The 25,267-nt window shown below is 48.7% G+C and carries 20 protein-coding genes and 1 other RNA gene; 4 read left to right on the top strand and 17 right to left on the bottom strand.

Annotated elements, in window-relative coordinates:
• Window positions 1-4: 4 nt before the first annotated feature.
• From AC50Y5_RS03375 to AC50Y5_RS03350, 6 genes are all read right to left on the bottom strand, one after another.
• The gene (locus AC50Y5_RS03375; RefSeq protein WP_494858426.1) at window positions 5-385 is read right to left on the bottom strand and encodes an NUDIX hydrolase; all 381 of its coding nucleotides are present in this window, start codon (window positions 383-385) and stop codon (window positions 5-7) included.
• A complete protein-coding gene (locus AC50Y5_RS03370; RefSeq protein WP_494858424.1) occupies window positions 372-1,817 on the bottom strand; it encodes a 4-hydroxyphenylacetate 3-hydroxylase family protein in 1,446 nt (481 codons plus the stop codon). The genes AC50Y5_RS03375 and AC50Y5_RS03370 overlap by 14 nt, the downstream gene beginning before the upstream one ends.
• A 475-nt stretch (window positions 1,818-2,292) precedes the next feature.
• Complete coding sequence (locus AC50Y5_RS03365) at window positions 2,293-4,254, bottom strand: glycoside hydrolase family 15 protein (protein WP_494858419.1); 1,962 nt, start codon at window positions 4,252-4,254, stop codon at window positions 2,293-2,295.
• The gene (gene glgA, locus AC50Y5_RS03360; protein ID WP_494858417.1) at window positions 4,236-5,693 is read right to left on the bottom strand and encodes a glycogen synthase GlgA; all 1,458 of its coding nucleotides are present in this window, start codon (window positions 5,691-5,693) and stop codon (window positions 4,236-4,238) included. The genes AC50Y5_RS03365 and glgA overlap by 19 nt, the downstream gene beginning before the upstream one ends.
• A 108-nt stretch (window positions 5,694-5,801) precedes the next feature.
• The gene (glgD, locus tag AC50Y5_RS03355) at window positions 5,802-6,911 is read right to left on the bottom strand and encodes a glucose-1-phosphate adenylyltransferase subunit GlgD (protein ID WP_056029251.1); all 1,110 of its coding nucleotides are present in this window, start codon (window positions 6,909-6,911) and stop codon (window positions 5,802-5,804) included.
• On the bottom strand, window positions 6,908-8,074 hold the full coding sequence (locus AC50Y5_RS03350) for a glucose-1-phosphate adenylyltransferase (protein WP_056032723.1): 1,167 nt from the start codon (window positions 8,072-8,074) through the stop codon (window positions 6,908-6,910). The genes glgD and AC50Y5_RS03350 overlap by 4 nt, the downstream gene beginning before the upstream one ends.
• Before the next feature lie 1,344 nt (window positions 8,075-9,418).
• On the opposite strand from AC50Y5_RS03350, the gene AC50Y5_RS03345 reads away from it, so the two are divergent.
• Window positions 9,419-10,315 carry a PAS domain-containing protein gene (locus AC50Y5_RS03345; protein ID WP_056029254.1) on the top strand — a complete coding sequence of 299 codons (897 nt, stop codon included), beginning with the start codon at window positions 9,419-9,421 and terminating at the stop codon, window positions 10,313-10,315.
• 37 nt (window positions 10,316-10,352) lie between these two features.
• On the opposite strand, the gene helD is transcribed toward AC50Y5_RS03345, so the two are convergent.
• A complete protein-coding gene (gene helD / locus AC50Y5_RS03340; protein WP_494858791.1) occupies window positions 10,353-12,692 on the bottom strand; it encodes an RNA polymerase recycling motor HelD in 2,340 nt (779 codons plus the stop codon).
• Window positions 12,693-12,883: 191 nt separating this feature from the next.
• On the opposite strand from helD, the gene AC50Y5_RS03335 reads away from it, so the two are divergent.
• Window positions 12,884-13,585, top strand: a complete 702-nt coding sequence (locus tag AC50Y5_RS03335; RefSeq protein WP_099519731.1) for a queuosine precursor transporter — start codon at window positions 12,884-12,886, stop codon at window positions 13,583-13,585.
• Between the two features lie 297 nt (window positions 13,586-13,882).
• Here the strand turns inward: AC50Y5_RS03335 and AC50Y5_RS03330 are convergent, their stop codons facing one another.
• Together AC50Y5_RS03330 and AC50Y5_RS03325 are read right to left on the bottom strand one after the other, a co-directional pair.
• Window positions 13,883-16,186, bottom strand: a complete 2,304-nt coding sequence (locus AC50Y5_RS03330) for an alpha/beta hydrolase (RefSeq protein WP_494858414.1) — start codon at window positions 16,184-16,186, stop codon at window positions 13,883-13,885.
• Window positions 16,183-16,971, bottom strand: a complete 789-nt coding sequence (locus AC50Y5_RS03325) for an ABC transporter ATP-binding protein (protein ID WP_494858412.1) — start codon at window positions 16,969-16,971, stop codon at window positions 16,183-16,185. Before AC50Y5_RS03325 ends, AC50Y5_RS03330 begins: the two co-directional genes overlap by 4 nt.
• 172 nt (window positions 16,972-17,143) lie before the next feature.
• On the opposite strand from AC50Y5_RS03325, the gene AC50Y5_RS03320 reads away from it, so the two are divergent.
• On the top strand, window positions 17,144-17,773 hold the full coding sequence (locus AC50Y5_RS03320; protein WP_341278386.1) for a GTP pyrophosphokinase: 630 nt from the start codon (window positions 17,144-17,146) through the stop codon (window positions 17,771-17,773).
• A 99-nt stretch (window positions 17,774-17,872) separates the two neighbouring features.
• On the opposite strand, the gene AC50Y5_RS03315 is transcribed toward AC50Y5_RS03320, so the two are convergent.
• The 3 genes from AC50Y5_RS03315 to AC50Y5_RS03305 form a co-directional block, all read right to left on the bottom strand.
• On the bottom strand, window positions 17,873-18,322 hold the full coding sequence (locus AC50Y5_RS03315) for a hypothetical protein (protein WP_494858410.1): 450 nt from the start codon (window positions 18,320-18,322) through the stop codon (window positions 17,873-17,875).
• Window positions 18,323-18,411: 89 nt separating this feature from the next.
• Window positions 18,412-18,621, bottom strand: coding sequence for a DUF1540 domain-containing protein (locus AC50Y5_RS03310; RefSeq protein WP_056029269.1), 210 nt, complete (start codon window positions 18,619-18,621; stop codon window positions 18,412-18,414).
• A gap of 54 nt (window positions 18,622-18,675) precedes the next feature.
• Window positions 18,676-19,176, bottom strand: coding sequence for a YpuI family protein (locus tag AC50Y5_RS03305; RefSeq protein ID WP_056029271.1), 501 nt, complete (start codon window positions 19,174-19,176; stop codon window positions 18,676-18,678).
• A 207-nt stretch (window positions 19,177-19,383) separates the two neighbouring features.
• Between AC50Y5_RS03305 and AC50Y5_RS03300 the strand changes: the two genes are divergently transcribed.
• A complete protein-coding gene (locus tag AC50Y5_RS03300; protein WP_056029273.1) occupies window positions 19,384-21,255 on the top strand; it encodes a S8 family peptidase in 1,872 nt (623 codons plus the stop codon).
• 171 nt (window positions 21,256-21,426) lie between these two features.
• Here AC50Y5_RS03300 and AC50Y5_RS03295 read toward each other — a convergent pair whose 3' ends face one another.
• The 5 genes from AC50Y5_RS03295 to AC50Y5_RS03275 all read right to left on the bottom strand — a co-directional run bounded on the left by AC50Y5_RS03295 (window position 21,427) and on the right by AC50Y5_RS03275 (window position 25,218).
• Window positions 21,427-21,852: a DUF488 family protein, N3 subclade gene (locus AC50Y5_RS03295; protein WP_056029275.1), complete on the bottom strand. Its 426-nt coding sequence runs from the start codon at window positions 21,850-21,852 to the stop codon at window positions 21,427-21,429.
• Between the two features lie 115 nt (window positions 21,853-21,967).
• Window positions 21,968-22,374, bottom strand: an RNA gene (gene rnpB, locus AC50Y5_RS03290) — RNase P RNA component class A.
• Between the two features lie 122 nt (window positions 22,375-22,496).
• A complete protein-coding gene (locus AC50Y5_RS03285) occupies window positions 22,497-23,618 on the bottom strand; it encodes a Nif3-like dinuclear metal center hexameric protein (protein WP_494858407.1) in 1,122 nt (373 codons plus the stop codon).
• A complete protein-coding gene (locus AC50Y5_RS03280) occupies window positions 23,585-24,373 on the bottom strand; it encodes a tRNA (adenine(22)-N(1))-methyltransferase (RefSeq protein ID WP_056029281.1) in 789 nt (262 codons plus the stop codon). The genes AC50Y5_RS03285 and AC50Y5_RS03280 overlap by 34 nt, the downstream gene beginning before the upstream one ends.
• Window positions 24,373-25,218, bottom strand: coding sequence for a hypothetical protein (locus AC50Y5_RS03275; RefSeq protein ID WP_056029284.1), 846 nt, complete (start codon window positions 25,216-25,218; stop codon window positions 24,373-24,375). Before AC50Y5_RS03275 ends, AC50Y5_RS03280 begins: the two co-directional genes overlap by 1 nt.
• Window positions 25,219-25,267 lie beyond the last annotated feature (49 nt).

Below are 25,267 nucleotides of genomic sequence, written 5' to 3'. Positions count from 1 at the left end.
TGTTTTATTCGAACTCTAATTGCTCAACCAGCTTAATAACGGCAGGGGCAAGCAATCTATTATCGCCTGAGTCCACCCAATCCACTTCACTAATTTCCGAACACGGCACGATATGTCCAGCCCAGGTTGCTGTATAACAGATGAGCTCAACGTTGGCATCCTCTTTATAGGCAGGCCCTATTACCGTTGTCAAATGTTGAATGCTTTCCCTCTGAACTTCTATATTCAGCTCTTCTTTCAATTCCCTTACTAGAGCTTCCTGCGGGTCCTCTCCTGGCTCTATTTTCCCACCGGGCAAATACCACAGCTCATTATCCCTAACCCTAACGAGAAGCAGCTTGTTTTTATCCTGTTTTACAAGGCAGGCACAGCTAATCATTGTCATGCAGCAGCACCCTATCTACCATGTTGATCATGTTTTGCTTGTCATAATTTATAAAATGTCCTGCGGCAATTCTCATCGGGTCCCCGGCATGAAAAAATTCATAGACTAACTGTCTTTGCCCAAAGCCATCACCGGATGCATCCCAAGCGAGATTTAATAATTTAGTCCGGGATAACGCATCCGTCTCACCTGTAGTAAGCGCACTCCCCAAGTCGCTTAAATCCGAATTAAGAAAATCCTCATAATGCGGGGTAGACAACATGGAACCAGCGGCAAGAGATTGCAAGGTTTTAACCATCGTTTCATACATTTTCGGAAAATTATAGCGAATCGCCTGAATCGCGCTAATGCTTGGCGTTATGATTCCTTCCTCACTTATCGTTGCCTCTGCCTCACTCCATGCGATGCTCGCTTTTACAAGCTCAACATAGGAGGTTAGCTCTCCTAACTTTTCTTGAATATTAATAAATCCATCAAGCTTCAGCATCTTCGCCAGTTGAATGGAAATGCCTGTGAGGAGCTCCGCTTTAGATAAACCTCGCACAATACCTTGATGCCCCGTATGGTTTCTAGCGAAGGTTTTATCGTAGAATAAATTTGATTTAGCAACATCTCTAAACACGAACACCTTGTCCCAAGGAATAAATACTTCATTTAAAATCAAATAAGCATCAATTTCATCAAAAGCGTTAGCTAGCGGGTGATCAAAGGAATGATAGGCTGGATTCACCATCGGTTTTCGGCAAATAATTTTCACGCCTGGGTAATCGATTGGCAAAGCAAAAGAAACCGCGTAGTCCTCGTCACCCGGCTTTAACCCTGGCATATTAAAAATGAGCAATTCATCTGCAATTGGCGCCAAGGTTACGATCATTTTTGCCCCAGTAACGACGATTCCTTTTTGATCATGGCTTACGATTCTCACGGCCGCATATTCATTGATTTGGGAGCCAAGAGGCAAAGAACGATCAATTTGCGGATTAATAGCCCCATGCCCTACAAATAAGTTATTCTCTTTCACATATTGATAGTAAGCTCTCATATTTTCCGAGAAATTAGCAAACGGATTGCTTCCCAGCTGCTTAGAATGAGCATATAACGTAGCTAAAGCGGCATTGATAAAATCTGGCGTTCTGCCCAACATCCCAAAGGAAATATCCGCTACAGCCTTGTAGGATTTTCTTTTCCGCTGCAAATCCTCGATTGTTGAAGGGACTAGCAGGCTAATTGCGGCATTGTGGCTGCCATCGTTAAAACAATGAATATCGGATTGTTCTTCCTGCAAATCATAATACTTTTCAATACAACCAATCGCACCCGCAAAAGCCGGGTTTGTCGCTACATCCACTTGAATCCCGTTTAAATAAACAGAATTTCTCCCTTTCATTCTTTTCAAATAGGCACTTTTAGCTGAAAATTCATAGGTTTGCACGTTATTCAACACCTCTTACATTATTTTTTACCATAAAAATCTTGATAATTAGTTTATAAAAAATCTAAATTAAACATAAAATAAAAAATAGATAATTATAGCAAATTACATATGTAATGGTAATTTAATTTTATGAAAAAGTCTGTCGAAATTAGCTGTCGAATATAGACTTTTTTTGTCGTAATTAGCTTTGAAAATGGTTTAAAACGATAAAAAGCAGCCGCTCCCGTAATGGAAACTGCTGCTTTTTATCTATTTATCGCGAAAACTAAAGCCATTCTATATGTCATGTAAGCGTTTTATTATTTGTAAATATACGACATTTATATTGATGGTACAGACAAACTTTCCTGTATATAACAGCAGATCTTCCCGTCAGAGCAGGATGCGGTTTCCGCAAAAAAATAGCAGGACAAAGAACGATTGCTGCGTTCTTTATCCTGCCGGAATTGCTTATGAATGATACTTGATAGATTTAGCCCTTGAGCTGCTTATACTTCTCTGCGTATTTGCTAACGCTCTGAATGAATGTCGCATGCGACCAAGTGAGCGGTGCGACCGAGAGCGGGCTGCCGTCGAACGGATTCAGCTGCTCTGCCAGCAATCCGCTGGATAATGCATGATCCACGACCCATTGCAGCGTCTGCTTCGGCCCTTCCAGATCATCCAGCTTCTGTGCAGAAGCAATTTGGTAATTAGCGACCCATAGCGTGCAAATAATCCACGGATTGCCCGGAATTTTATCAATATCGCCGGTTTGCTGGAAATAATAATCGTTCGTATACCGTGCATGTCCGCCGACGTCGGTCTGGATTTTCAACCCATCTCTGATCGCATTCATCGTCCGAACAACTTTATCATCATCGACCGGCAGCACGCCAAATTCCCAAATGCCGAATACGCTGCTCTCCAGCGTCATATCCTTCACCCAGCCATTGTCCTTCTGAATAAGCCCTCGCGCGAACCGTCCGCTTTCCTCATCCCACAGTTGTGTCAGCATGCCGTTCTTAATCGTCTGGGCTGTATTCCGGTAATGGTCGCTGCGCTCATAATCGCCGAACAGCTCGGTGAAGAAGGCTGCCGCCATTAAGCCGCCATATACAGAAGCGACGGTATAGGTCCAGATGCCATAACGCTCTTCCCACAGGTCATAGCTCGGTTTAGGCAGCGACAGCTCAGGCTCTATATAGCTGCTAAGAAAGGTAGCTGCCTTGCGAATCAAGTTGCTGTACAAGGACTGAGGCAGCTCAATGACTTGATTGCGCAAATAATCCTGCCATAACGCGAACAGGACGAGCGCCGTCTCGTCTTCCTGAATCGGAAGCCGCTGGCTGCCCTGTACGATATACGGATGCCAGCTGGAGCCGACCGTTCCATCCGGATTGTATTTGTGATACAAATAGCCATCTGGCGCAAGCGCTGCTGCGCAAAAATTGAAAAATGGCGCAATAACGCTCTGGTAGCCGGCAAGCGACATCGATTCGGCGATTAATGCGCCGTCACGCGGCCACATGTAGCTGTAATGGTCACGATTGTATTGCAATATATCCGTATCATTCGCCGCCAAAATCGCGCCGCGCTCATCTACCTGCGTGCGCACGATGAGCAGGCTGTGACGGAACATGCGGCTGATGCTCTCATTTAAATCGCCCAAATCGCTCTCGGCTCTTCTCAGCCAATGATTCCAATAGATGACGACGCGGCTAAGCAGCTTTTCTGGGCTATTATCAAGGACGTATTGATTAAGCTCCTTGACCTCCTCCAGGTTTTTGCCAATCGACATCCAATAATAAAACGTTTTTTCGCCGTCCCCCGGCACATTGGCACTGAGGCCAATCGTACTGTCTACGGAGCCTTGGGCAATCGTATTGCCCATTAGCACGCCATCCTCTGCATCACGCCAGGTGCCTTCCGCAGAGTGGAACCGTTTGATTCCCGTCGAATATTGCATCAAGCCGCCTTCATCGCTTGAGCCGCTGAACATAAAATAGTTCGAGCGCTTGTAATGAAACAGCGTATTATTTTCCGGGTAATACGCAGCTGTATCGCCTACCTCCGAGCCATCGATCATCAAATCCTGATGAAAAAACAGCCTTGCCTCGCGGCCATCATTGCGTAAATTTCGTACGACGACCCGCTTAATATAAATGCATTCGCGCTGATGAATACCGTCATTCATCTGCAGCTCAACACCAAGCCCAGCATGTCTGGCTATGATGTTCGTAACGAGCGAATCGTCAATATACCCAAGCTCAATGTTCCACTCGGGTTCATCCAGCCAGGAGAAGACGCCGCCAATCCAAATGCCGAAGCGGCAATAGTGGCCGCCCACATGATTGAGCTGTCCCACATAAGGATAATAAATATCGCGGATGTAACAGGTTTGATCCAAATTCACTAACAGCTTGCCATTGCCAATTACAAGGTGACGGGGCATGGTTTGTTCTCCTCTCGCTGTAACAAAAGTTGATGATATACGGCTACGTAGGCTTTGGCCGAGCGATTCCAGCTATAGTTCTCCTTGGAGACATTGTCTATAATTTGCTTCCAAGCCTCTGGATTCCGGTATACGCGCAGCGCTCTGCTAACCGTACTCCAATATTCATCGGCATCATAGCCCACAAAGCTGAAGCCATTTCCTTCACCAGTATATTCATCAAAAGACTGGACGGTATCCTTTAATCCCCCGGTTTCCCTAACGATCGGGACAGCACGGTAGCGCAGCGCAAGAAGCTGGCTAATTCCGCAAGGCTCGAAGCGTGAAGGCAGCAAATATAAATCAGCTCCTGCGTAGATGCGGCGAGCGAGCCTCTCGTTATAGCCAAGCTTTACCGCAATTTTGTCAGGATAACGCAGCGCAAACTGCTGCAGCAGCTGCTCATAATGCCACTCGCCCGAACCAAGAATGACGAGCTGGATATCCTCCTGCAGCAGCTGTTCAAGCCTTGCCGTGATGAGGTCCAGCCCTTTCTGCTCTACAAGCCGGTTGACCATGCCAATGAGCGGAATTTCCTCCGATTCCGGCAGTCTGAGCTCCTGCTGCAAATCGAGCTTGTTTTTCCGTTTTCGGCTAATTGAATTCCGGTATGGCGTATGCAGCGAGGAATCCTTCATCGGATCATAGGACTCATCATCAATCCCGTTTACAATGCCCAAAAGATCGCCTTCGCGATGCCGCAGCAGCTTCTCCAGACGCTCGCCATATTCACTGCCCTTGATTTCTTCCGCATAAGTATGGCTGACTGTTGTCAGCTTATCTGCGTACACGAGGCCACCCTTCAAACAGCTGGCTGCGCCATGAAATTCCAGCCCATCCGGGCCAAAAGCTTCATCGCCCGCTCCCGTTAAATCCTGAAGCTGCTTGATGCCCAGTACGCCCTGATATTTCAGATTATGGATAGTGAAAACGGTGCGGATATGTGCCCATTGTGCCGCATATTGCGTCTTGAGCAGAAACGGAATGAGCGCGGTCTGCCAATCATGGCAATGGATGACATCCGGAAGCACATCAATAAAGCTTAGCGCCTCCAGCACAGCAAAGCTAAAAAACACAAAGCGCTCAGGATCGTCTCCATATCCATATAACCCTCTGCGCTTAAAATAAAACTCATTGTCGATCAAATAATAGCAAACGCCTTCGATTTCTCCACGGAATAGCCCGCAATATTGATTGCGCCAGCTAAAGGAAACGTTGAAGGAAGCGATTTGTTCGAAATATTCCAAATATTCTGCTGGAATGTCCTCGTATTTTGGTAAAATAACGCTTGTGCCGATTTGACGTTTAACCAATGCTTTGGGAAGAGCGCCTGCAACGTCGCCCAAGCCGCCGGTTTTTGCGAGTGGCGCGGCCTCCGAAGTTGCAAACAAAATATTCATTTTTTTCTCCTCCTGTTTCGCTCAAAAATGGAGCTGGCAGAGGCTGCGACACGCTGCAGAAAAGTCCCAGCTTAGCACCCAGCCTCATACCTGCCTATTTCCTTTAAGTTAGATCGTCTTGCGCTTGCCTGCCAGGAAGGGCAGCTTCTCCGCTCCTCTTATATCCCGGTTGCAATCGACTCGTACATCCTTATCCAAAATGCTATGCTGAATCAGGCTATTTTCGCCAATGATGCCATTTTGCATAATGATGCTATTGCGAATGACTGCCCCTTTGCCAATATGGACACCCCGGAACAAAATGCTGTTCTCCACGGTCCCTTCAATGCGGCAGCCATTGGCGATTAATGAATTATTAACTTTGGAAGATTCCAAATACCGCGCCGGCGGCTCATCCTTAACCTTCGTAAAGATCGTGCCTGGCTGGAAAAACAGCTCCTTCCATACTTCAGGGCAAAGCAGATTCATGCTATTGGTAAAATAGCTTTCAAGCGTATTGACTACGCCCAAATAACCATCGTATAAATGTCCATAAACCCGCAGCTTGTTCAAGCGGGAGAATATCGCATGGCGTACGAGATGATCCTGCCCTTGGGCGAGCGAGGTTTCTACGATTTCCATGAGCAGATCCTTCTTCATCACATACATTTCCATCGAGGAAATATCGCTCAGCATGCGCCCATAGTTTTCCTGAATCGATGTAATTCGGCCATCGCTGCTCATCTTGACCTTGCGCGCCTTGCCGGCCAAATCATGCTGCTTCTTGCACACGATTGTAATATCCGCCCCGCGTGCCTCATGCTCATCAATAATCGGATTAAAATCAATATTGCAAACCATATGGCTGCGCGTAATGACAACATACTCCGTCGTTGAGCGGTTGAAATAATCGCGATTTTGATAAAAATGGTATAAATCGCCGCGGCTGATTTCCTGCAAATCATCCGTAGCTGGCGGCAAAATAAACAACCCGCTCTGACGATTGTTCAAATCCCAATATTTACCTGATCCAAGATGATCCATAAGTGAGCGATACTTCGTATGCGCAAACACCGCTACCTTGTTAATGCCAGAGTTCACCATGCTGGACAAAATAAAATCAATGAGCCTGTAGCGTGCTCCAAACGGCACGGTCGCAAGGCAGCGGCTTTGCGTTAAATGCTCCAACTCGTCCGACTCGTGGATTAAATTGATAACGCCCATTATCCGGTTGCTCATGATGGCTCCACCTCCAGCAATACGTGATCATTCGCAACGAACTGTCCAACAGCTACGACGGTAATCGCATCATCCTCCGGATCGCCAATCTGCACGCCGTCTTCGATTACAGCGCCTTCGCCGATAATTGCCCGATAAACGCGTGCCCCTTCGCCAATTCGCACATTCGGCATAATGACGGACTCGCTCACCTCACTGTCCTTCTCCATCTGTACGCCATAGAAGAGAACGGAACGATCTACCCGCCCTTCCACAACGCAGCCCTCCGTCACCATAGATGATTTCACCTCGGCGCCCGCCGCTACGTATTGTGCCGGCCGATTGGGATTGACAGAATAGATGCGCCAATCTTGATCCGATAGATCTAGCGAAGGCTCCTCTGCGAGCAAATCCATATTCGCCTCCCATAGGCTTTCAATCGTGCCGACATCCTTCCAATAGCCGCGGAACGAATAAGCGCTGACGATGAGGCCATCCCGCATCATAGCCGGAATAACGTCTTTGCCAAAATCATTGCTGGACTGGCGGTTCGCCTCGTCATAAATCAAATACTTTTGCAATACCGACCATGTAAAAATGTAGACGCCCATCGAGGCGATATTGCTGGTCGGCTTCGCAGGCTTTTCCTCAAATGCAGTTATACGGTCTTCATCATCGACATGCATGACACCGAAGCGGCTGGCTTCCTTCCAATCTACTTCTATACCTGCTATCGTTACATCCGCCCCGCACCGCTTATGATGCTGAAGCATCAGATCGTAGTCCATCGTATAAATATGATCGCCGGAAATGACCAAGACATAGCTTGGATTATATCGCTCAATAAACTCCATATTCTGGTAGATTGCGTTGGCCGTGCCCTTGTACCAGACGCCGCCCTTCTGTTTCACATGCGGAGGAAGAATAGCCATGCCGCCATCGCTGCGATCCAGACCCCAAGGCGTTCCAATGCCCAAATAACGATTGAGCTCAAACGGCTGATACTGCGTCAATACACCTACTGTATCGATACCTGAATGCGTGCAATTGCTTAATGTAAAATCAATAATCCGATATTTCCCGCCGAAATAAACGGCAGGCTTGGCCAAATCCTTCGTCAGCACTCCAAGACGTTTTCCTTCACCCCCTGCAAGCAGCATTGCCAACATTTCTTTACGAGCCATGGACACCAACTCCTTATTCATGAGTGTCCCCCAGAACCTAGATGAGAGAGCAAGGCGATAGCGGGGGAAAATGTGATGAGATGCAACATTTGCAGCCGTGCCCAGCAATCGTATCGCTGACGAAATAAGGTTATCCCTTATCCCCGAGTCCCGGGTTTATATGACTTGTCGTCTATGAAAGAGCGGTTGCAACCCGGCTCTGGCACTCCGATTTGATAGTTGGAGCAGCATTTTGGAGTAGTTGGCTTTAACAACAAACCCTTGCCACATCATAATTAGGATATGACAGATTGTCCGGCAATATGAATATATGCCAGAATAGAACTGGAAAAGAGCTTCCGTCCGTGAGCAGACAAACTATGGAGTTAAAGTGAATAGGAAGCAAAGAGCAGCTTAACTGTGATAATTTCGTATGCGAGAGTTCTACATTTGCGGTGGCCTTGCCATTGAGTGAAATAAAGCTGTAGTGGGGATAATCATCCTGTTATTTGGAATGCTGCGATTGACAAGGTCTGCTCCTTCCTTTTAAATTGGACAAAAGCGACGGTTGCCTGATTATTTGTGAGGTAAATGGGGCCAAGGGCCCCATCTTGCAGCTAGTTATATTATACATCTTTCATAGCCAATTGAAACCTTAAATTGCTGATTAACTGACTGATAGAAGATGAAAATGTATTTATTTTATACTGTACGGGTTACGCGATGAATGTAATAATGTTTAGAGCAGTATCCCTTCGTACTGGCGCTTTTTGTACAGTTTATCCATTTACAGTTCGTTACAATTTTCGTTCTACGAGGCCGGATGGTGAGAGGGTCGCCATGACGCATAAGACGCTGATGGTGCATGGAGCATAATTCTCTGGCTTTGACGGGTTTGGTGCAGTTCTCAATGGTGCATTCATTATTCATGGTGTATCTCCTCCGGAATCAAGCCTTTTAAAATATTTCCCTATATATTGATTATTTTAACAAGGAAAGCGACAAGTTATAAAGCGCGCTGAGCGCCCAATAAGCTGCAATAATCGGACAGATAACCATCTATCCGCTAGCTATATGCCTGCTAGGCTTGCGAGTTTAATTAATTAAACACTAGACCAATGTGAAACGGTTGTCGCCGTCCTTGGGCGGCGCGGCGCGTTTCATTCCGAGAAATATAGAGAACGGATAGTATTAGGATATGCTTTCCTATATTTCAAGCGTAAACGGCTGTCTTTGTCCTCTGGCGGCAAAGCTACCGTTTTGTCATGAAATATAAAAATTTATTAGTGTGCAACTTATAAATTCTTATATTTTAAAAATACCTTACATACATGCCGCACTGCTGGCTCAAAGGAGCGAAAACGATTGACGGTTTTTGAAAGAGTGTTTCAAATGATGGACAGTCCTGCTGCTATTATCCGATCTGTAAAGCATTATGGCTTCTTCATGGATGTCAATGAAGCTTTCATTCGCCTAACAGGTCTGGAATATGAATCTTTGATAGACAAGCCGGTAGGCGAGCTGGTAGAGAACTGGTCGCTCAAGCATTTCAAGACCAGCACAAAACGAGAAGGACTGCTCCACACCTGCAAGCCGGGAGGAACGCCCGTCATGGTCGAGCATAACAACCTGAATATGCTTAACGAAGAGCGCCAGGCATTATCACTCATTATACTGACTGATTTGAGCTCCCATCATTGGATTGAACGACAATTCGAGACGAATACGGTGCTGTTTAGCGGCATTCTCGACGCCAATTATCAGGTGCAGTTTTTGAAAGACCCCTTCCCCGCCTATTTGATAGCCGACGGCCATTTGAATGGAGAATCTTTTCTGGAAATTGTGGCCGAAAGCGAGCATATGCGCCTGCTACATATTTTGGAGGAAACGCGAAAATTCAAAAAAACAAACCATATTACTGTAAAAACAACCAAAGTCAATGGCGTAGAGCTTGAAGTAAAGATTACATTCACACCCATCTTTGACGGGTTTGGACGAATTAAGGAATACGCCTTCATCGTGCTTGATTTGCAGCCTATTAACACGCATGAGTATATTGATTCCAGCATGCGGCTGAAAATTTGGATGGCAAAACGCGACATAAGCGCAGGCCAGCTTGCAGCTGCCACCGGTATTTCCATCCAGACGATTTCCAAGCTGCGCAATGGAAAAATAAAAATGCCCCAGCGGCTTACGGCTGAACTGATTGCCTCCGAGCTCAAGGTGGACTGTTTAGAGATTTGGCAAAAAATACGCAAATAAGGGATGGTCCCCTTCAGGACCATCCCTTATTTATATACTATTTGTTATTAAGCGGTTCGGCTAGCTGCGCTTTGTCCAGAAAGCTTGTCGGCTCGCCCATGTAATACAGGTGCAGCTCATGCATCGCTCGCGTACAGGCCGTATAAAACAGCTTGCGCTCGTCTTCCCGTCCATAGACTAAGCTTGAAGCATTATACAAAATGACAGCATCAAACTCCACGCCTTTAGCCAAATAGGAAGGAATAACGACAGCCCCCTGCTCGAACGTCGACGTTTCTTTAGCGATTAAATTTATATCTGGCACGATCGCGGACAAGGCTTCAAAAGCCTGCCTGCTTTCCTCCGCTGTCTTGCCAATAACGGCAATCGAGCTATTGCCTTGTTTCTTGAGCGCCTCGATACGCTGGGCAATTTGCTTCGTCAGCTCTTCCTCGCCAGCAATAGCGGTAATCGTTGGCCATGGACCGCTGCGGTTGAACGGAATAATCCGCTCCCCGCCCGCAATAAAGCTGCTAGTAAATTCAGAAATTTGGCGGGTTGAGCGATAGCTCCTCTCCAATACGACGCGCTCGGTTTCCTGCTCCTCATACATGCCCGACAAGGCATGAAAGCTGTCGCCGACTACAGCATGGGCGAAAATCGACTGGTTCAAATCGCCAAGCGCCGTAATTTTGCTGCTCGGGAATATTTTCTTTAAATAATGGAATTGGAACGGCGAATAATCCTGCGCTTCATCGACGAACAAATGCTTAACCGACGTATTCGTCTGGAAGCCCTCAAGCAGCTCCTTCAAATATAAATAAGGCGTGGCATCCTCATAAAATAATTCCTTACGCGCCAGCTTCTCCGCCGTGCCTTCGCAGATCGCAGCCCAAAGCTGCGGATATTCGCCCTCATGCTTGTTTGTTTCATGAAACAGCTGGCGATACACCTCCGGCATATCCAGAAACTTAAGCCGTTTTACCCGGCTGCGCAGGCGCTTAAAGCGCTCCTGTACAATGATTGCCGCCAGACGGTCGCTCTCCCGCTTATGGTCATCGAAGGAATTTTGCGTAAATCCTTCCTTATCCAGCAGCTCGCTGTAAACTGTATTATACGTTTCGTTATCGAGCAGTTCCATCTCTTCTTCTACCCAGCGCTTGCCCCGCTCCTCGCGCCCGAGGCGGGTCAGCTCCTTGAGCAGCCACTCGGCGGTCATGCGCAGACGGTTCGGAATCGGATGAGAACGATTTTGGCTGTAAAAATGCTCGTGTATTGCCTCGGCTGTAATTAACGTGCGGCCGCGGAACTTCATCGCCCGAAAGCGCAATCCCTTCTCGCCAAGTGAAGCGGCATACCGATCAATCAGCCCAATAAAAGCAAGGCTTGATTTGTAGCGAATCCCTTCAATGCGTGCATCATATTCGCTGCCATGAGCGGCAGAGAGCGTATACTCCAATTGGGAGAATGGGTCCTCCAGATCAAAGGTTTGAACAAGGCGATGCTCCAAATACTGCTGATACGTCGTCTGCTGCATATTTTGCTCGCCGAGCTCCGGCAGTACGGTTGCGACGTAGCTGTTAAACATCGGATTTGGCGAAAAAAGGACGATTTGATCGGCATTCAATGTACCGCGATAGCGATAGAGCAAATAAGCTACCCGCTGCAAGGCAGCTGAAGTTTTACCGCTTCCCGCCGCTCCTTGAACGAGCAGCAGGCGAGCCCGCTCATTGCGGATAATTTGATTTTGCTCGCGCTGAATCGTCGCCACAATGCTTTTCATTTGCGAATCCGACTGCTTGCCTAGCACTGCTTGCAGTATTTCATCGCCAATCGTTACGCCCGTGTCGAACATGCCTTCAATTTCGCCCTGACGAATAATATACTGGCGCTTCAGCGTCATTTCTCCGGAAATTTGCCCACCTGGCGTCTCATATTTTGCAGGTCCCGGCGAATAATCGTAATAGAGGCCGGAAATAGGTGCACGCCAGTCATAAATTAAGTAGTTGGCTCCGCTTTCGTCGAGCAGGGAACCTACCCCCAAATAAATCGGCTCAATCGCCTCGCGGCTCTCGCCATCCTCTACAAAATCAATGCGGCCGAAATACGGCGACTGTGCCAGCTTCTTCAGCAGCCCTAGCTGCTCCATTGCCACGCGGCGCGTCCGTTCCCGTTCCGACAGCAATTCAGCCTGCTGCTTCAAGCTGGCATGCGTCTCCGCAGATTCGGCAGAATCCTCAAAGTTGACCGTTACGTCATCCCAGAAGTTTTTACGAATGTCTACAATGTCCTCGCGCAGATCTCCAGCCTGATCCTGCAAGCCGTCGATTTGCTCCTTGACCCACTTCGTTACCCGATTAACTCGCAGCTGTTCCTGTTCAAGCTCATAATTCGGCATCATAGGTCACGCTCCTTTATATATAAAAGTAGTACTTCCGCAATTGTATAAATAAGAAATAAACATTGCCCGTCTTAAAACAAGCGATTATAATGGCAAAGGCAGAAATATAATCATACATGCTGCATCGCAGCAAAGCAAGCCGCGGTTCGTAAACTCCCGCGTTATCAAAACTAGGAGGTTTTTTTCACATGTTCAACTTGTGGTTCGGCGTTCTTTTTATGCTCGCCCACTTCACGCTTTTTCTCATTTCCTACCGATTATTCGGCAAAGTCGGCATCTTTGCCTGGATTGGCATGGCGACCGTTGTCGCCAATATTCAAGTCGTCAAAACCGTTGATTTGCAATTCGGTACGCTGGCCATCGTTATTACGCTCGGCAATACGATGTATGGCACCATCTATTTGGCATCCGACCTGCTCAACGAGAAATATGGCGAAGCCGATGCCAAAAAAGCGGTCTGGTTCGGGTTCTTCACCTTAATCGCCTCAACCATTATTATGCAGATGGCGCTGCTGTTTAATCCAGCCGAGCCCGGTGTGGAGGCGCAAGCAGCGCTTCAGACCATATTCGGCATGCTGCCGCAAATTGCCCTTGGCAGCCTATGCGCCTATTTTGTCAGCCAATTTCTTGATGTGAAAATTTATTCGCTGCTCAAGCGGCTGTTTCCAGCCCGCAATCAGCTGTGGATACGCAATAACGGCAGTACGATTATTAGCCAATTCGTCGATTCGCTTATCTTTTGTACGATCGCCTTTGCAACTGAATATGAGTTCGATGTGTGGATGTCGATCTTCCTGTCCACCTATGTCATTAAGTTTCTGGTGTCCGTTTGCTCGACGCCGTTTCTATATGCAGCGCGAAGCTTCACGTTCAAGAAAGAATCGATTTAAGTCCGTAATGCAAGGTGAAACGGCTGTCGCCATCCTTTGGCGGCGCGGCGCGTTTCATTCCGAGAAATATAGAGAAAGGATTGCGCTAGGATATCCTTTCCTATATTTCAAGGTGAAACGGCTGTCGCCATCCTTTGGCGGCACGGCGCGTTTCATTCCGAGAAATATAGAGAAAGGATTGCGCTAGGATATCCTTTCCTATATTTCAAGGTGAAAACGGCTGTCGCCATCCTTTGGCGGCAGGCGTACAAATAACCTCCCTTCTGCCGGGAGGTTATTTGTACGCCGCGGCGCATTTTATTTATAAAAGCCGATGTCATCCAGCATCACTCGGCCAGGCGCTCCGGAAAAATAAAACATTATCCGCTTAATTTCCGTTCCAGATGGCCAGCCGCCTGCCTCGGCAAACCGTGCCACTGGCAAGCTGTAGGTTTGAAACACCGATTCCATGCTCGCTTTATATTTCCCCTCTTTCATTCGCTTCTCAAGCCAAGGGACAATAGTAAACTGCGTTTCGAAGGGCAGCGGAATATCGTTAAAGCTGGATAATGGCAAGCGTACCGCCTCACCATGGGCAGGCACAAGCTCGAGCTCGATTTGAGGTACAGCTGCCGCATCACCCGCATTCTCCACGCCCGTATTTTCCATTGAAAAGCTGAACGTATCCAGCCCTTTGGAAACGACAGCCTCGCTATACGTCGCTGCAAGCTCCAACGTATACGTGGCAGCAGCGTCCCATTCCAGCACAGCGCCTCGCGAGCCCTTGTTACGATTGTCGCGGTCCTTCGCTTCCGACTCCTCCCATACGTTGAAGCCTTCGGCGCTCAGCTTGCCTCCGCTCGGCAGCGTCAGCTTGTCCACATCCTCTTCATAACGCGCTGCCGCGAGGAAGGAAGCATCCTCGTATCTGCTCACATAGTCGCTGGAGGAAGGGAGCCAGTCCCGCGCCGCTCTGTTATTTTCGAACAATGGCTTATAAGCCTTGTTGCCGTGCAGCGTCGCTTCCAGAAAAGCCGCGATATACACTTTAGCTGCCTGCTGCTGCTCCGCCTGCGTCATCATGTTGTGCTGATTGAGAAACAGGCCGCCAGGAACCCGCTCATCCATCATGCCCCAATCGGAATTAAAGCGGCTGTGGTTCGCCTCGGACATATACAGCGACGCTTTAAAATACGGCGAGCCCAGCGTAAAGCTGGTGCGAATATACTGCCTGTCCCCGTAAAAGCTGTTGACGTCGCCATCCCTTGCGCCTTGCAGCGTCAAATAGCTGACATCTTTAAGCCGCGCCGATGCTTTGTCTACCTCCTTATCCGTCGGGGCCAAAGCGACAACCGAAGCAAAATCGACCTCGGCGATGCTGGCAAGCCCTTCATCCTTCGCAAACCATCGCTTGTAATCCACTGCCATCGCTACCGCTTGGCCGCCGCGTGAATGCCCAATGAAAGAAACCTTGGAAAAATCCACTTTGCTATAAAAGGGATTATCCGTCAGCGTGCTGAACGACTGGATTTGCTGAATATGCTTGAGCATAATCCATGCCCGCATTTTCATATCCTGCTCGGGTATGCCCGACCAGACCGAATAATTAAGAAAGTTTTCATCTACCGATATCGCGATAAACCCCCGGCTCGCAAGCAGCTCGCCCAAATAGGCATAGCCTGCATCCGAAAACTCCTCCATTAAGTGATTGCCATGCACCATGAGCACAAGCGGGAACGATCCATCCCCTTCCGGCATCCACACTCTCGCATTTAATGGAAGCCCGCTTTGGTCAAAGCCCCAAAACTGCTGCTTGAGCCACGTCCACTTTTTAATGTAAGCCGATGCATCTACAGAAGTCGTTAGCAGCTCCGTCTGCGCGCCATACTCGCTGCGCTGCTTGTCGCTCCCGCTCCCGTAGGTAAAGGTGCGATAGCTGTAACCGCCTGGCAATGCCGGATTTTCCGCATCAATGAGTGCAACCGTCGACGCGTCTTCCTGGCTCATATCCAAAGCCCCATCCGCAGATGAATCGGTTGACCCCATGTCTGCGGCAGGCGCTGCATCATCAGAAGCTCCGCGCAATTGACTCGCTGCAACGTTTACAAAAAGTGCTCCTGCTACAACAATGCCTGCTATGGCGAGCCCTCGGCCGCGCAGCCTCAGTATTTGCCCGAGCAGCATGCCCGCAAGCGCGCCACAAATGGCATACGCCGCGGCAAACAATGCTGACATGAGCAAGCCAAATTCAGAATAATAAAAAATGAAATAAGCTTCTAACCCCACATATAGGAAATACCCGGCAAACAAGCGGGGAAGCGGTACAAAAACAAGCGTTAGCAGTACCGAGCATAGCTGCGCAGCTGCATACAAGGCCACCGTATTAATCAACACAAAACCGCCGATATCCACAAGCGTCCCAAGACCCGTCGGCATGCCCAGCGCAACTAGCACCATCGCAAGCGTCCCGAATATCACCAGCCCCGCCGAGCCATGGTAGAACAGCGTCCGGTCATAGGCGAGCCGCTGCTGCATTCGCTCCTTTAACCACTGGGCCAACCGCTGCCGTCTCGGAAGCTTCGGAGGCGGCACAATGCCTAACGGCCCCAATGCTGTATTCACTTGCGATCAGCTGCCTTTATAAAAAGCCAATTGCGGTTTTCGCGCTGTTCAATTTCTACAGGCACACCGAAAAAGTCGCTCATGCGCGCCGATGAAAGCACCTTGCTCGTATCCCCAGCTTCAAAAACCCGGCCATCCTTGATCAGCAGCGTCTGATTGAAGCAAGGCAAAATTTCCTCCACATGATGCGTCACATATATAATAGTCGGCGCGTCCGGCTGCTGTGCCACCTGATGGATCATCTCCAGCAGCTGTTCTCTCGCAAATACATCAAGCCCGGTACAAGGCTCGTCCAAAATAAGCAGCTTAGGTGCAGCCATCAGCGCCCTTGCAATGAGCACCCGCTGGCGCTCACCCTGCGAGAGCGTGCTGTACGTGCGGTTCATCAAAACTTCACAGCCGAGATTGCGCATCAGGGAAATCGCCTGCTCTTCATCCTCCTGCAGCGCTTGATCATACAGCCCTATCGTCGCAAATTTTCCGCTTAAGACGATTTTGAAGGCGGTATCCTGACCATACAGCTTCTGCTGAAGCGATGTGCTGACCCAGCCTATGCTTTTGCGCAGCTCACGCAAATCGTATTCGCCAAATTTATGCCCCAGCACTGCTACAGAACCTGTCGTTGGCCAAATATAGCCGTTAATCATATTTAAAAGCGTCGTCTTCCCGGAGCCGTTAAGACCTAGCAAACACCAGTGCTGACCCGCCTCAACCTGCCAATCAATCCCCTGAAGGACGACTTTTTCTTCCCGTTCCCAAGTTATGTTATGAATGTCTATGATCATTGTTCTCATCCTCCCATGTAGTCTAAATTATATGTAAATTGGCTCTAACATTCAATCCTTCCACAGCACGCGCCTGCTGGGATGACCTTATGCCTCCCCCCGAAATGAGCAATGTGGACGGGAACATGGTACAATAATAGCAGCAAGAATGATATTAGGAGTGATGGATCGCATGCAGCGAGATATGATGAAGCAATGGGCGCACTTTTTTTTAACGTATAAATTCGCCTTGGATGAAGTGGAGACGAAGCTGAATATTTTAAACGAGGAATTTCAATTTATTCATGACTACAACCCGATTGAGCATGTCAAAACGCGGATTAAAAATCCCGAAAGCGTCATGGACAAGCTCCGCCGCAAAAATATGGATATTAATTTGGAAAATGCGAAAGAGCACATTCGAGATATTGCTGGCGTCCGGGTTATCTGTTCTTTCTCCACTGACATTTATCAAATATTGGAAATGATCAGCCAGCAAACCGACGTTAAAGTAATTGAAGTGAAGGATTATGTGCTCAATCCGAAGCCAAATGGCTATAAGAGCCTGCATCTTATTGTAGAAATTCCCGTCTTCCTGACGAACCGCATTGAAAATGTGCTGGTAGAAATTCAAATCCGCACGAGCGCGATGGATTTCTGGGCCAGCCTAGAGCACAAAATTTACTACAAATATAATGAAGGCATTCCACCGGAAATTCAACAGCAGCTGAAGGAATCCGCCGACATGATCAATTTGCTCGATAAACGCATGCTCGCTCTGAATCAAGAGGTACTTAAGCACCGTGAATTTGCGATAGAATAATCGCAAAAAAAAGCCTCCGGCACCGCTGCATAAGCGGTATCCGGAGGCTTTTTTTCAAGAAGATACAGGTGATGCATCGTTCGGTTGAATCATATAAGGTCAGGTTATGGCCCGGTACAATGGAATAATAACAACAGCGAGCACAAAGGCGATTAGGCCAATTGTGACTGCCCATGATCCAAGTCCCTTCGCTCCTTGACGGTACGCGACAAAGCCGAGCACCGCTGCGGCTGCACCCATAAGCGCAGGCCATAAAAACCAGGAAGCGATCGCAAACACCAATCCGACCCAGCCCAGCGCAGTGCCTCCGGTGCTCTCCCTTACCGTATCCTCGCCTTCACTTTTGCTTTCGCTGCGCGGAACATAAGATACGGGAACAGGTACTCCAGCGGCAAATTCCCCTGCCATTTCTTCATTAATATTACGGCTTTCATGGTTTATTTCTTCATCGGATAACAATGCTCTATGATGACGCTCTTCCAACGCTGCTTCGTGGTTTTGCTCCTTCTCCCCATGACTGCTGCTTTCCGTTTCAACCCAGCGTTCCATTTGGGATCACCTCCACATTTAAGCTTTGTCTTTCGCTTCCAACGATTTTAGCCCAAGGCTTCTGCACCTGACAGCCATCCCCAACTGCCTTAGCGCGCTTTAAAGGTATGGCAGCATGTTGCAGACGACTTCGCCGCCTGGTCCTGATGCTGCAAGCCTAGCTCTTCAGCGGCAAATTCAGATCCAAAATCGGCACTTGCATGCTGGTCAATATCAATCGCAATGGAATCGGCGCCACAGTTATTTCCTTCTGACCAAAACGTGCAATTCGATACGCTGCATGATACGCCCTTTGGCATAAAAAAATCACCTCCGCTATCAAGTTTCCCTGAACGGAGGTGATTCATTCTGCCTTATTTTTGCCCCTGCATCCGGCGCTGGGTCATGTAGTCTGTTTCATAATAAGCAAGCTCATCGCGCAGCTCTTCGTAAATTTTGGATAAAGACAAAACAATGTCGCGTGCTTCCCGAACAGGCTTGAACAAGAAGCGAATGGCGTCTTGACCTGTGTAAGCATAGCGGCCATCTTCGGAATAACATTCATTTTTAGGATAGAAGAAGGCATTCACACATTGATGGTACACTTCGTACAAGGCACGTTCTGCAAAATCGTTATCAAAATTGGGGCGTCTGAGCAATACTCCCAGCTTTTCAACCGAGACCTCAGAAAACACCAACAAATGTCTCAAATCGGATAGCAGGCCTTTGTAAAAATTTTGCGCCTCGTCACTGCTTTGCTCCGCTTTCAGCTGTACGAGCGAATAGTGATTCAAAAATGGCTCCAATTGATTCACGGCTTCTTTAAGTTTAATACGGGTTGTCTCACTAAGTGGTTTGACATTAGTCGCTGGCATAGGTAGTTCCCCTTTCTTCAATCCAAACAAGCTTAAACGTTGCATGATCATAAAACTCTAGGCATCAACATAGTACCACAAATTACTTGCAGATGGTACTGGAGAAACGCCGATTGTGCCGCATATTTTCTGGATTTAAAAGCGAACCTATACATCAAACAGGCTCATGCTGTTATTCCAGCTGTCATTTAATGGAGGTTCGCGCAAATGAAAAAGAAATGGATTGGCGTCTTTACCGTGCTTGTAGCGGCCACGCTGCTAATTCCAACTGCACCTTTGTTTCTACCCCAAGGCAAGAAACCCGCTGCACCGGTCAAGAGCTTGTCTGTCGATCAGGAAAAGCAGCATAAGCTGCGCACGCTCAATCGCGATATGGAGGCCACTTCTTTTCTGTGCGTCTCCGAATGCACCAAAGAATTTTATAAGCTGATGGACACGAGCCAAGCTGGCAAAGCCGGAAAAACCGTGTCAGCCAAGCCCGTTATCAGCATGATGGACATGCATAAGCATATGTCCTACATCCGCTTGATGAACGGAGAGCGCAGCGTGCAGCGCGGGGCCATTCCATCAGATTCCGGCAAAAACGAAGTAGAAGCGGCCGCGGCCGCTGTCAAGCAGGGCAAGTCCTACGAATCCAAGCCGTTTGTCAATAAAAGCGGCAGCCGTTTCATCGTGCTCGGCGTTCCCCATAAAAAATACCGCGGCATGGGTGTCGTCGGCGTCATCAAGCAGGATATTGTCACACAGGTGGAGCGCCATCAGAAGCGCAATTTGCGGCTCGTCCCTTATCCGAACGAAGGCAATTACCGCATTGAGTCGGTTATTCCGAATACAAACCGTGATACAACGGTTCGGACCGGTGAAGACAATGGCAATGCCAGCCATTACCATGTGAAGGATGTTGTGGTCCATTTTGCCGAGAAGGTAACCGATGAGCAGCTTGAAAAAATGAAGCAATCCATTAACGCTGTTTCCGTCAACCAAATTAATCAGATTGATAATACCTATGTGTTCCGTTCCAAAAATATGGAAGCGAAGCAAATGAAGGAATATTTCAGCCGATCCTGGAAAACGGAATATGTGGAGCCTCACTATTTATATATGACGAATGAAACAAATAATGACGGCGACAGCGGGGATGTCATTCCTAATGATGCGCTGTATGCCAAATACCAGTGGAATTTGCCTTCCATTGAAACAGAGAAAGGCTGGAAGCTGTCCCGAGGCAATGATCAAGTCATTGTAGCGGTGCTGGATACCGGCGTTCAATTGGATCATCCTGATCTGCAGGGCAAGCTGCTGGATGGCACCAACATTGTAGACAGCGAGGCTGCGCCAGATGACGATGTCGGTCATGGTACCCATGTAGCTGGCATCATCGGTGCGTCCGTCAACAATGGCGAGGGCGTAGCTGGCTTATCCTGGTACAACAAGGTGATGCCGGTCAAGGTGCTTGACAGCAGCGGCGCTGGCTCGACCTACTCTGTTGCTCAAGGGCTGATCTGGGCGACTGACCACGGCGCCAAGGTCATTAATATGAGCCTCGGCAATTATGCGCAGGCGGATTTTCTGCATGACGCGATTAAATATGCGTACGATCATGACGTTGTGCTGATTGCAGCCAGCGGCAATGACAATACCGATCGACCGGGCTATCCGGCTGCTTACCCGGAAGTATTCGCTGTTGCGGCAACGGATTCCGCACAGAAAAAAGCTTCTTTCTCCAACTATGGCGATTATATTGATGTGGCTGCACCGGGAGACAGCATTGCCAGCACGTATCCTGGCGGTCAATATGCGGCACTCTCCGGCACCTCGATGGCAAGTCCGCATGTTGCGGCATTAGCCGGGCTCATTCGCTCCGTCAATCCGGATTTGACGAATGAGGAAGTGATGGAAATTATGCGCAAATCGGCCGTCGATTTAGGCGACCCAGGGAAGGATGTTTATTTTGGCTACGGGGAAATTGACATTGACCGTGCGCTCAAAGCAGCAATGAACTTTAATACTGCGCTCCAGACGTACCCGGACAAGACGAAAAACCGTCTGAATTCCATTACGCGCAAATACGAGAAATAAGCTGCCGGGAGACTGACTAGGCACGGTCATGGCAATGGCGCAATGTCTGCTTGTAATCGGGCTGGCATAAAGGATTAAAAGCATGGCATTGAAGCAGCTCGTCCGCTTCCAGCCATGCTCTTTTTATCCTATTCCTATTCCTATTCCTATTCCTATTCCTAACGTTTGGTGCTAAAACAGCTTCATCTGCTCGATCAAAACAGGGTTGAGCTCCTCTGCCTTCACCCCATATGGCGCAAAAAACTCGCCGACCAATCGGCGATGGCAATAGCGATGGTCATGGCAAAAACAGATCAGCACCACATGGCTGCCCTCCAGCAGCATGCGGTAAACTTGGCGAAGCGCCTCCAGCTTGCGATCAAATTGCAGCTCCGCAGCAAAACGTTCTTCATATTTCGGCCACCATGCGAAATCCGCCTCTTCTTTTCGTCCATCCAGCGAAAACTGGAATAAATCCTGCGACGGCGCCAACGCTTGGTACATGGCAACACCTTCAATATTTATCTCCGATCGCGTAATCATCAGCTTTGTCGCTGCGAAATTTATTTTTTTCAAGCCATTTAAATTGCTCGTATACAACTTGCCTGAAGGCAGCATGTGAATCAACCTCCTATGAAAATGCAAAAAAGAGATGCAGGGCCGTTAACTCCCGAAGGAACGTCCACTAACATCTCTATAATCGCAAATGACGATTTGTTCATTTAAGTTCGTTGCGGAAAGTTTGCCGTAAGCCGGGTTCTGTACTTTCAGTGGTGCAAACGGTGACGACCCTCCCACTAAGAAAGCGACAATCATCTATCTACGCCGCCTATTGCTAAGCGGCTCCAGCAACCAACCCGGACGTGCCTCAGGCTAAGGCCGCAGCTCGAAGCTGCAACGTCCTCTCGGTCTTGCTCCAGATGGGGTTTACCAGGAATACAGTCACCTGTACTCCTCGTGGTCTCTTACACCACGGTTCCACCCTTGCCTGTGCTGGCACGAAGCCAGCCATCGGCGGTCCATTTCTGTGGCACTATCCTTCAGCTCGCGCTGACTGGACGTTATCCAGCATCCTGCCTTGCGGAGCCCGGACTTTCCTCTCGCGGCAACAAGGCCGCCAGCGATTGTCTGTCAAACTTTCCGGTGCATCAATCAGTATACAAGGTATTGGCGTAAAGCTCAAGCTTGAATTGCTTATTAATAAATGGAACGCTGTATATATCCTGGAGCTATGCTGCAAAAAAAAGCAATTTTACTCCCTTTTATACAAATTGGAAAGGCTCGGTATGGATGACAGAGGCGAACGCCTTCGTGTCCGATTTGCGCGACTGCAGCTGCACATTAAGCCAATCGGCTGTGCGCTGCTTCATAATTTTTTCCACATTATGGCCGGGATCAATAATAGCGATGCCTGCAGCGAGTGCATCATGAGCGGTATGATAGTCAATATCGCCTGTAATAAGCACATCGGCACCAGCAAAAATCGCATGGCGTACGTAGCGCGCACCTGATCCGCCCAGCACAGCCACCTTGCGTACTTCACGGTCAGCATCCCCTACTACGCGAACAACGGGCACCTCGAATGCCTGCTTCACGCGCTCTGTAAGCTCTGCCAGCGTTACAGGCTCGCTCAGCTTGCCTGCTCTGCCAAGCCCAACTGAACGCCCGGTTAAGTCGATTTCGTACAAATCATAAGCTACCTCATCGTAAGGATGGGCTTTCAGCATCGCCTGTACAGCTTTGCGCTTCAGGCTGTCAGGGACAACGACCTCAAGACGGACCTCTGCTGTTTTTTCCAGCTTGCCATGAGTCCCAATATACGGCGTCGTTCCTTCCCCAGGCAAAAACGTTCCCGTCCCTTCGGTTATAAAGCTGCAGCGGCTGTAATCGCCAATCTGGCCGCCTCCGGCGCTCCAGATCGCTTCCAGCACCTTTTCCTCATGACCTTTGGGCACGAACACAACGAGCTTGTTCCATTGGTCTGTATGCACTTCCTCCAGACATACGCGCCCTTCCGGCTTGATGCCAACCAAATCAGCCATCCAATCGTTAATGCCGCCATCTGTTACGTCCAGATTGGTGTGGGAAATATAGACGGCAATATCATTTTTGATCAGCTTCTCATACAGCTTTCCTGCTGGCGTAGACGTGTCAAGCTTGGAAAGCGGGCGAAAAATAATCGCATGATGGGCAATAATCAGCTCTGCCCCCGCAGCAATCGCTTCGTCCACAACCTCGTCCGTCACGTCGAGAGCAACGAGAATATGGCTGATGGGCTTAGCCAGCGTTCCCAGCTGCAGCCCGATTTTATCATTTTCTACCGCATAATGCTTTGGAGCCAGCTGCTCCATTATTTGCACGACGGTGTGTCCATTGGCAAGCATGCGAGCACCTCCTTCATAATCGTCATTTCATGACGCAGCTGCGCCAGCTTTCCGGCTGCTTCCGGCTGCTCTGAAAGGGACAGGCTTTGACAGACGCGGTCCAGCTTTTCAAGCTCCGCCTGCCATTTTTGATGGAAAACGGGAATCGGCTTGCGCAGCAAAAAAGGCCCCAGCCGCACAAGCAGAGCAAAACGGATCTCCTCCGGCAAGGAGTCTGGCAATAAAGAGATGTCATAAACGTCAGCGTTATGCTCCTTGCTCTCCTGATCGCTTTGCTTCTGCGCATGGAGAACCTCGTAAATCTTTCCGTCTTCCTCCATAATCGTTTCGGCAAGCAGCGACCAGCCATGCTCAAGCAGCCAGCTTCTGACCCGGTCCTCGCCCACATTAGGCTGCAGCACCAGTTCTTTGACGCCTTCGAGCTTGCCGGCCTGATAGCCCGCCTCCAAAATATCGCTCATTAATGCGCCGCCCATCCCCGCAATCGTAACCGTGTCAACTTCCAGCGGCTCGATTACGGACAAGCCGTCTCCCTGGCGTACATCGAGCTTGTGAAGCAGCCCAACAGCCGCTCCCTGCCTGCGAGCCGCATCAAACGGTCCTTTATTAAGCTCTCCAGCAATCGCCGTAGGCACAATCCCTGCTTGCAGCAAATATACCGGCAGCTGCGCATGATCTGATCCTATATCAGCTATGCGCGAGCCCTCTGTTACATAACCCGCAATCGTTTGTAATCGGTTAGAAAGTTTCAACATTAAGCAACCCACACTATCCATTTTTTTCTCATCGCGAACAATAATACGCCGCCTAAGGCGATTTTAATAAGCAGCTGCAATTGCAGCCAATCTGTCTCCATCGTAAACAGCATCGCATACAGCTCCGGCATAAACCATACCAAAGCGCATGTTACGAACAATACAGCCGACACCGGCTTCGACCATTGATGCACAAACCAGCTGGCCCAGCCGAACAAGCCTGACAGCGGCAGCCAATAAAGCTGAATGCCATACCATGCCGGGGAGTCAGTCAAACGTGACAGCAGCCATGCATATACGAGCAGGGAAGCAACCCAGCCGCATAAATGCAAAATATGAATGCGAGCGCTGATGCCATAGACGATCCAAAAAACAGCACAGAACCCAAGCAGGCTAGCCTGCCAGTACCAGTCCTCGATGCCATGGAATTTTAGTATGTACATTCCTGCTCCAAGCATGAGCAGCATGCCTACCCCGCCAATTACAAGGCCAGTAGCTTCATTTCGTTTGCGTACCCGCTGGGAAATAATGAGAGAAATAACGACCGCCGCAGCGACGACCCCAATTTGCAATAAAGGATGAAAAGCGTTAAAATAAAGCACAACCAAGGAAATTAAGGTAAAAAACCCAAAAGTAAGGAGCCATTGTTTTCCCGATGCCTGCCCAACGGCCATGACCGCCTTACCGATTCCGCGCGAAGAAGCTTGCCTTCTTTTAGGATCTTCCTCTTGATCGGGATCCACATATAAATTAAGCAGGAAATCGCAATACTGCTGCGGCAGAAGCTTGCTTCTGCTCCAATAATCGATCTCTTTAACAATGGTCTGCCGACGCTCTTCATTCATTATGGGCTTATTCCTTTCAAGGGAACTTTATACCAACTTGTATTTTGAA

It is taken from the genome of Paenibacillus sp. JT22N7, from assembly GCF_059383875.1.
Note: the sequence above shows the minus strand (reverse complement) of the source record. Positions and strands in the feature narration are given on the sequence as shown.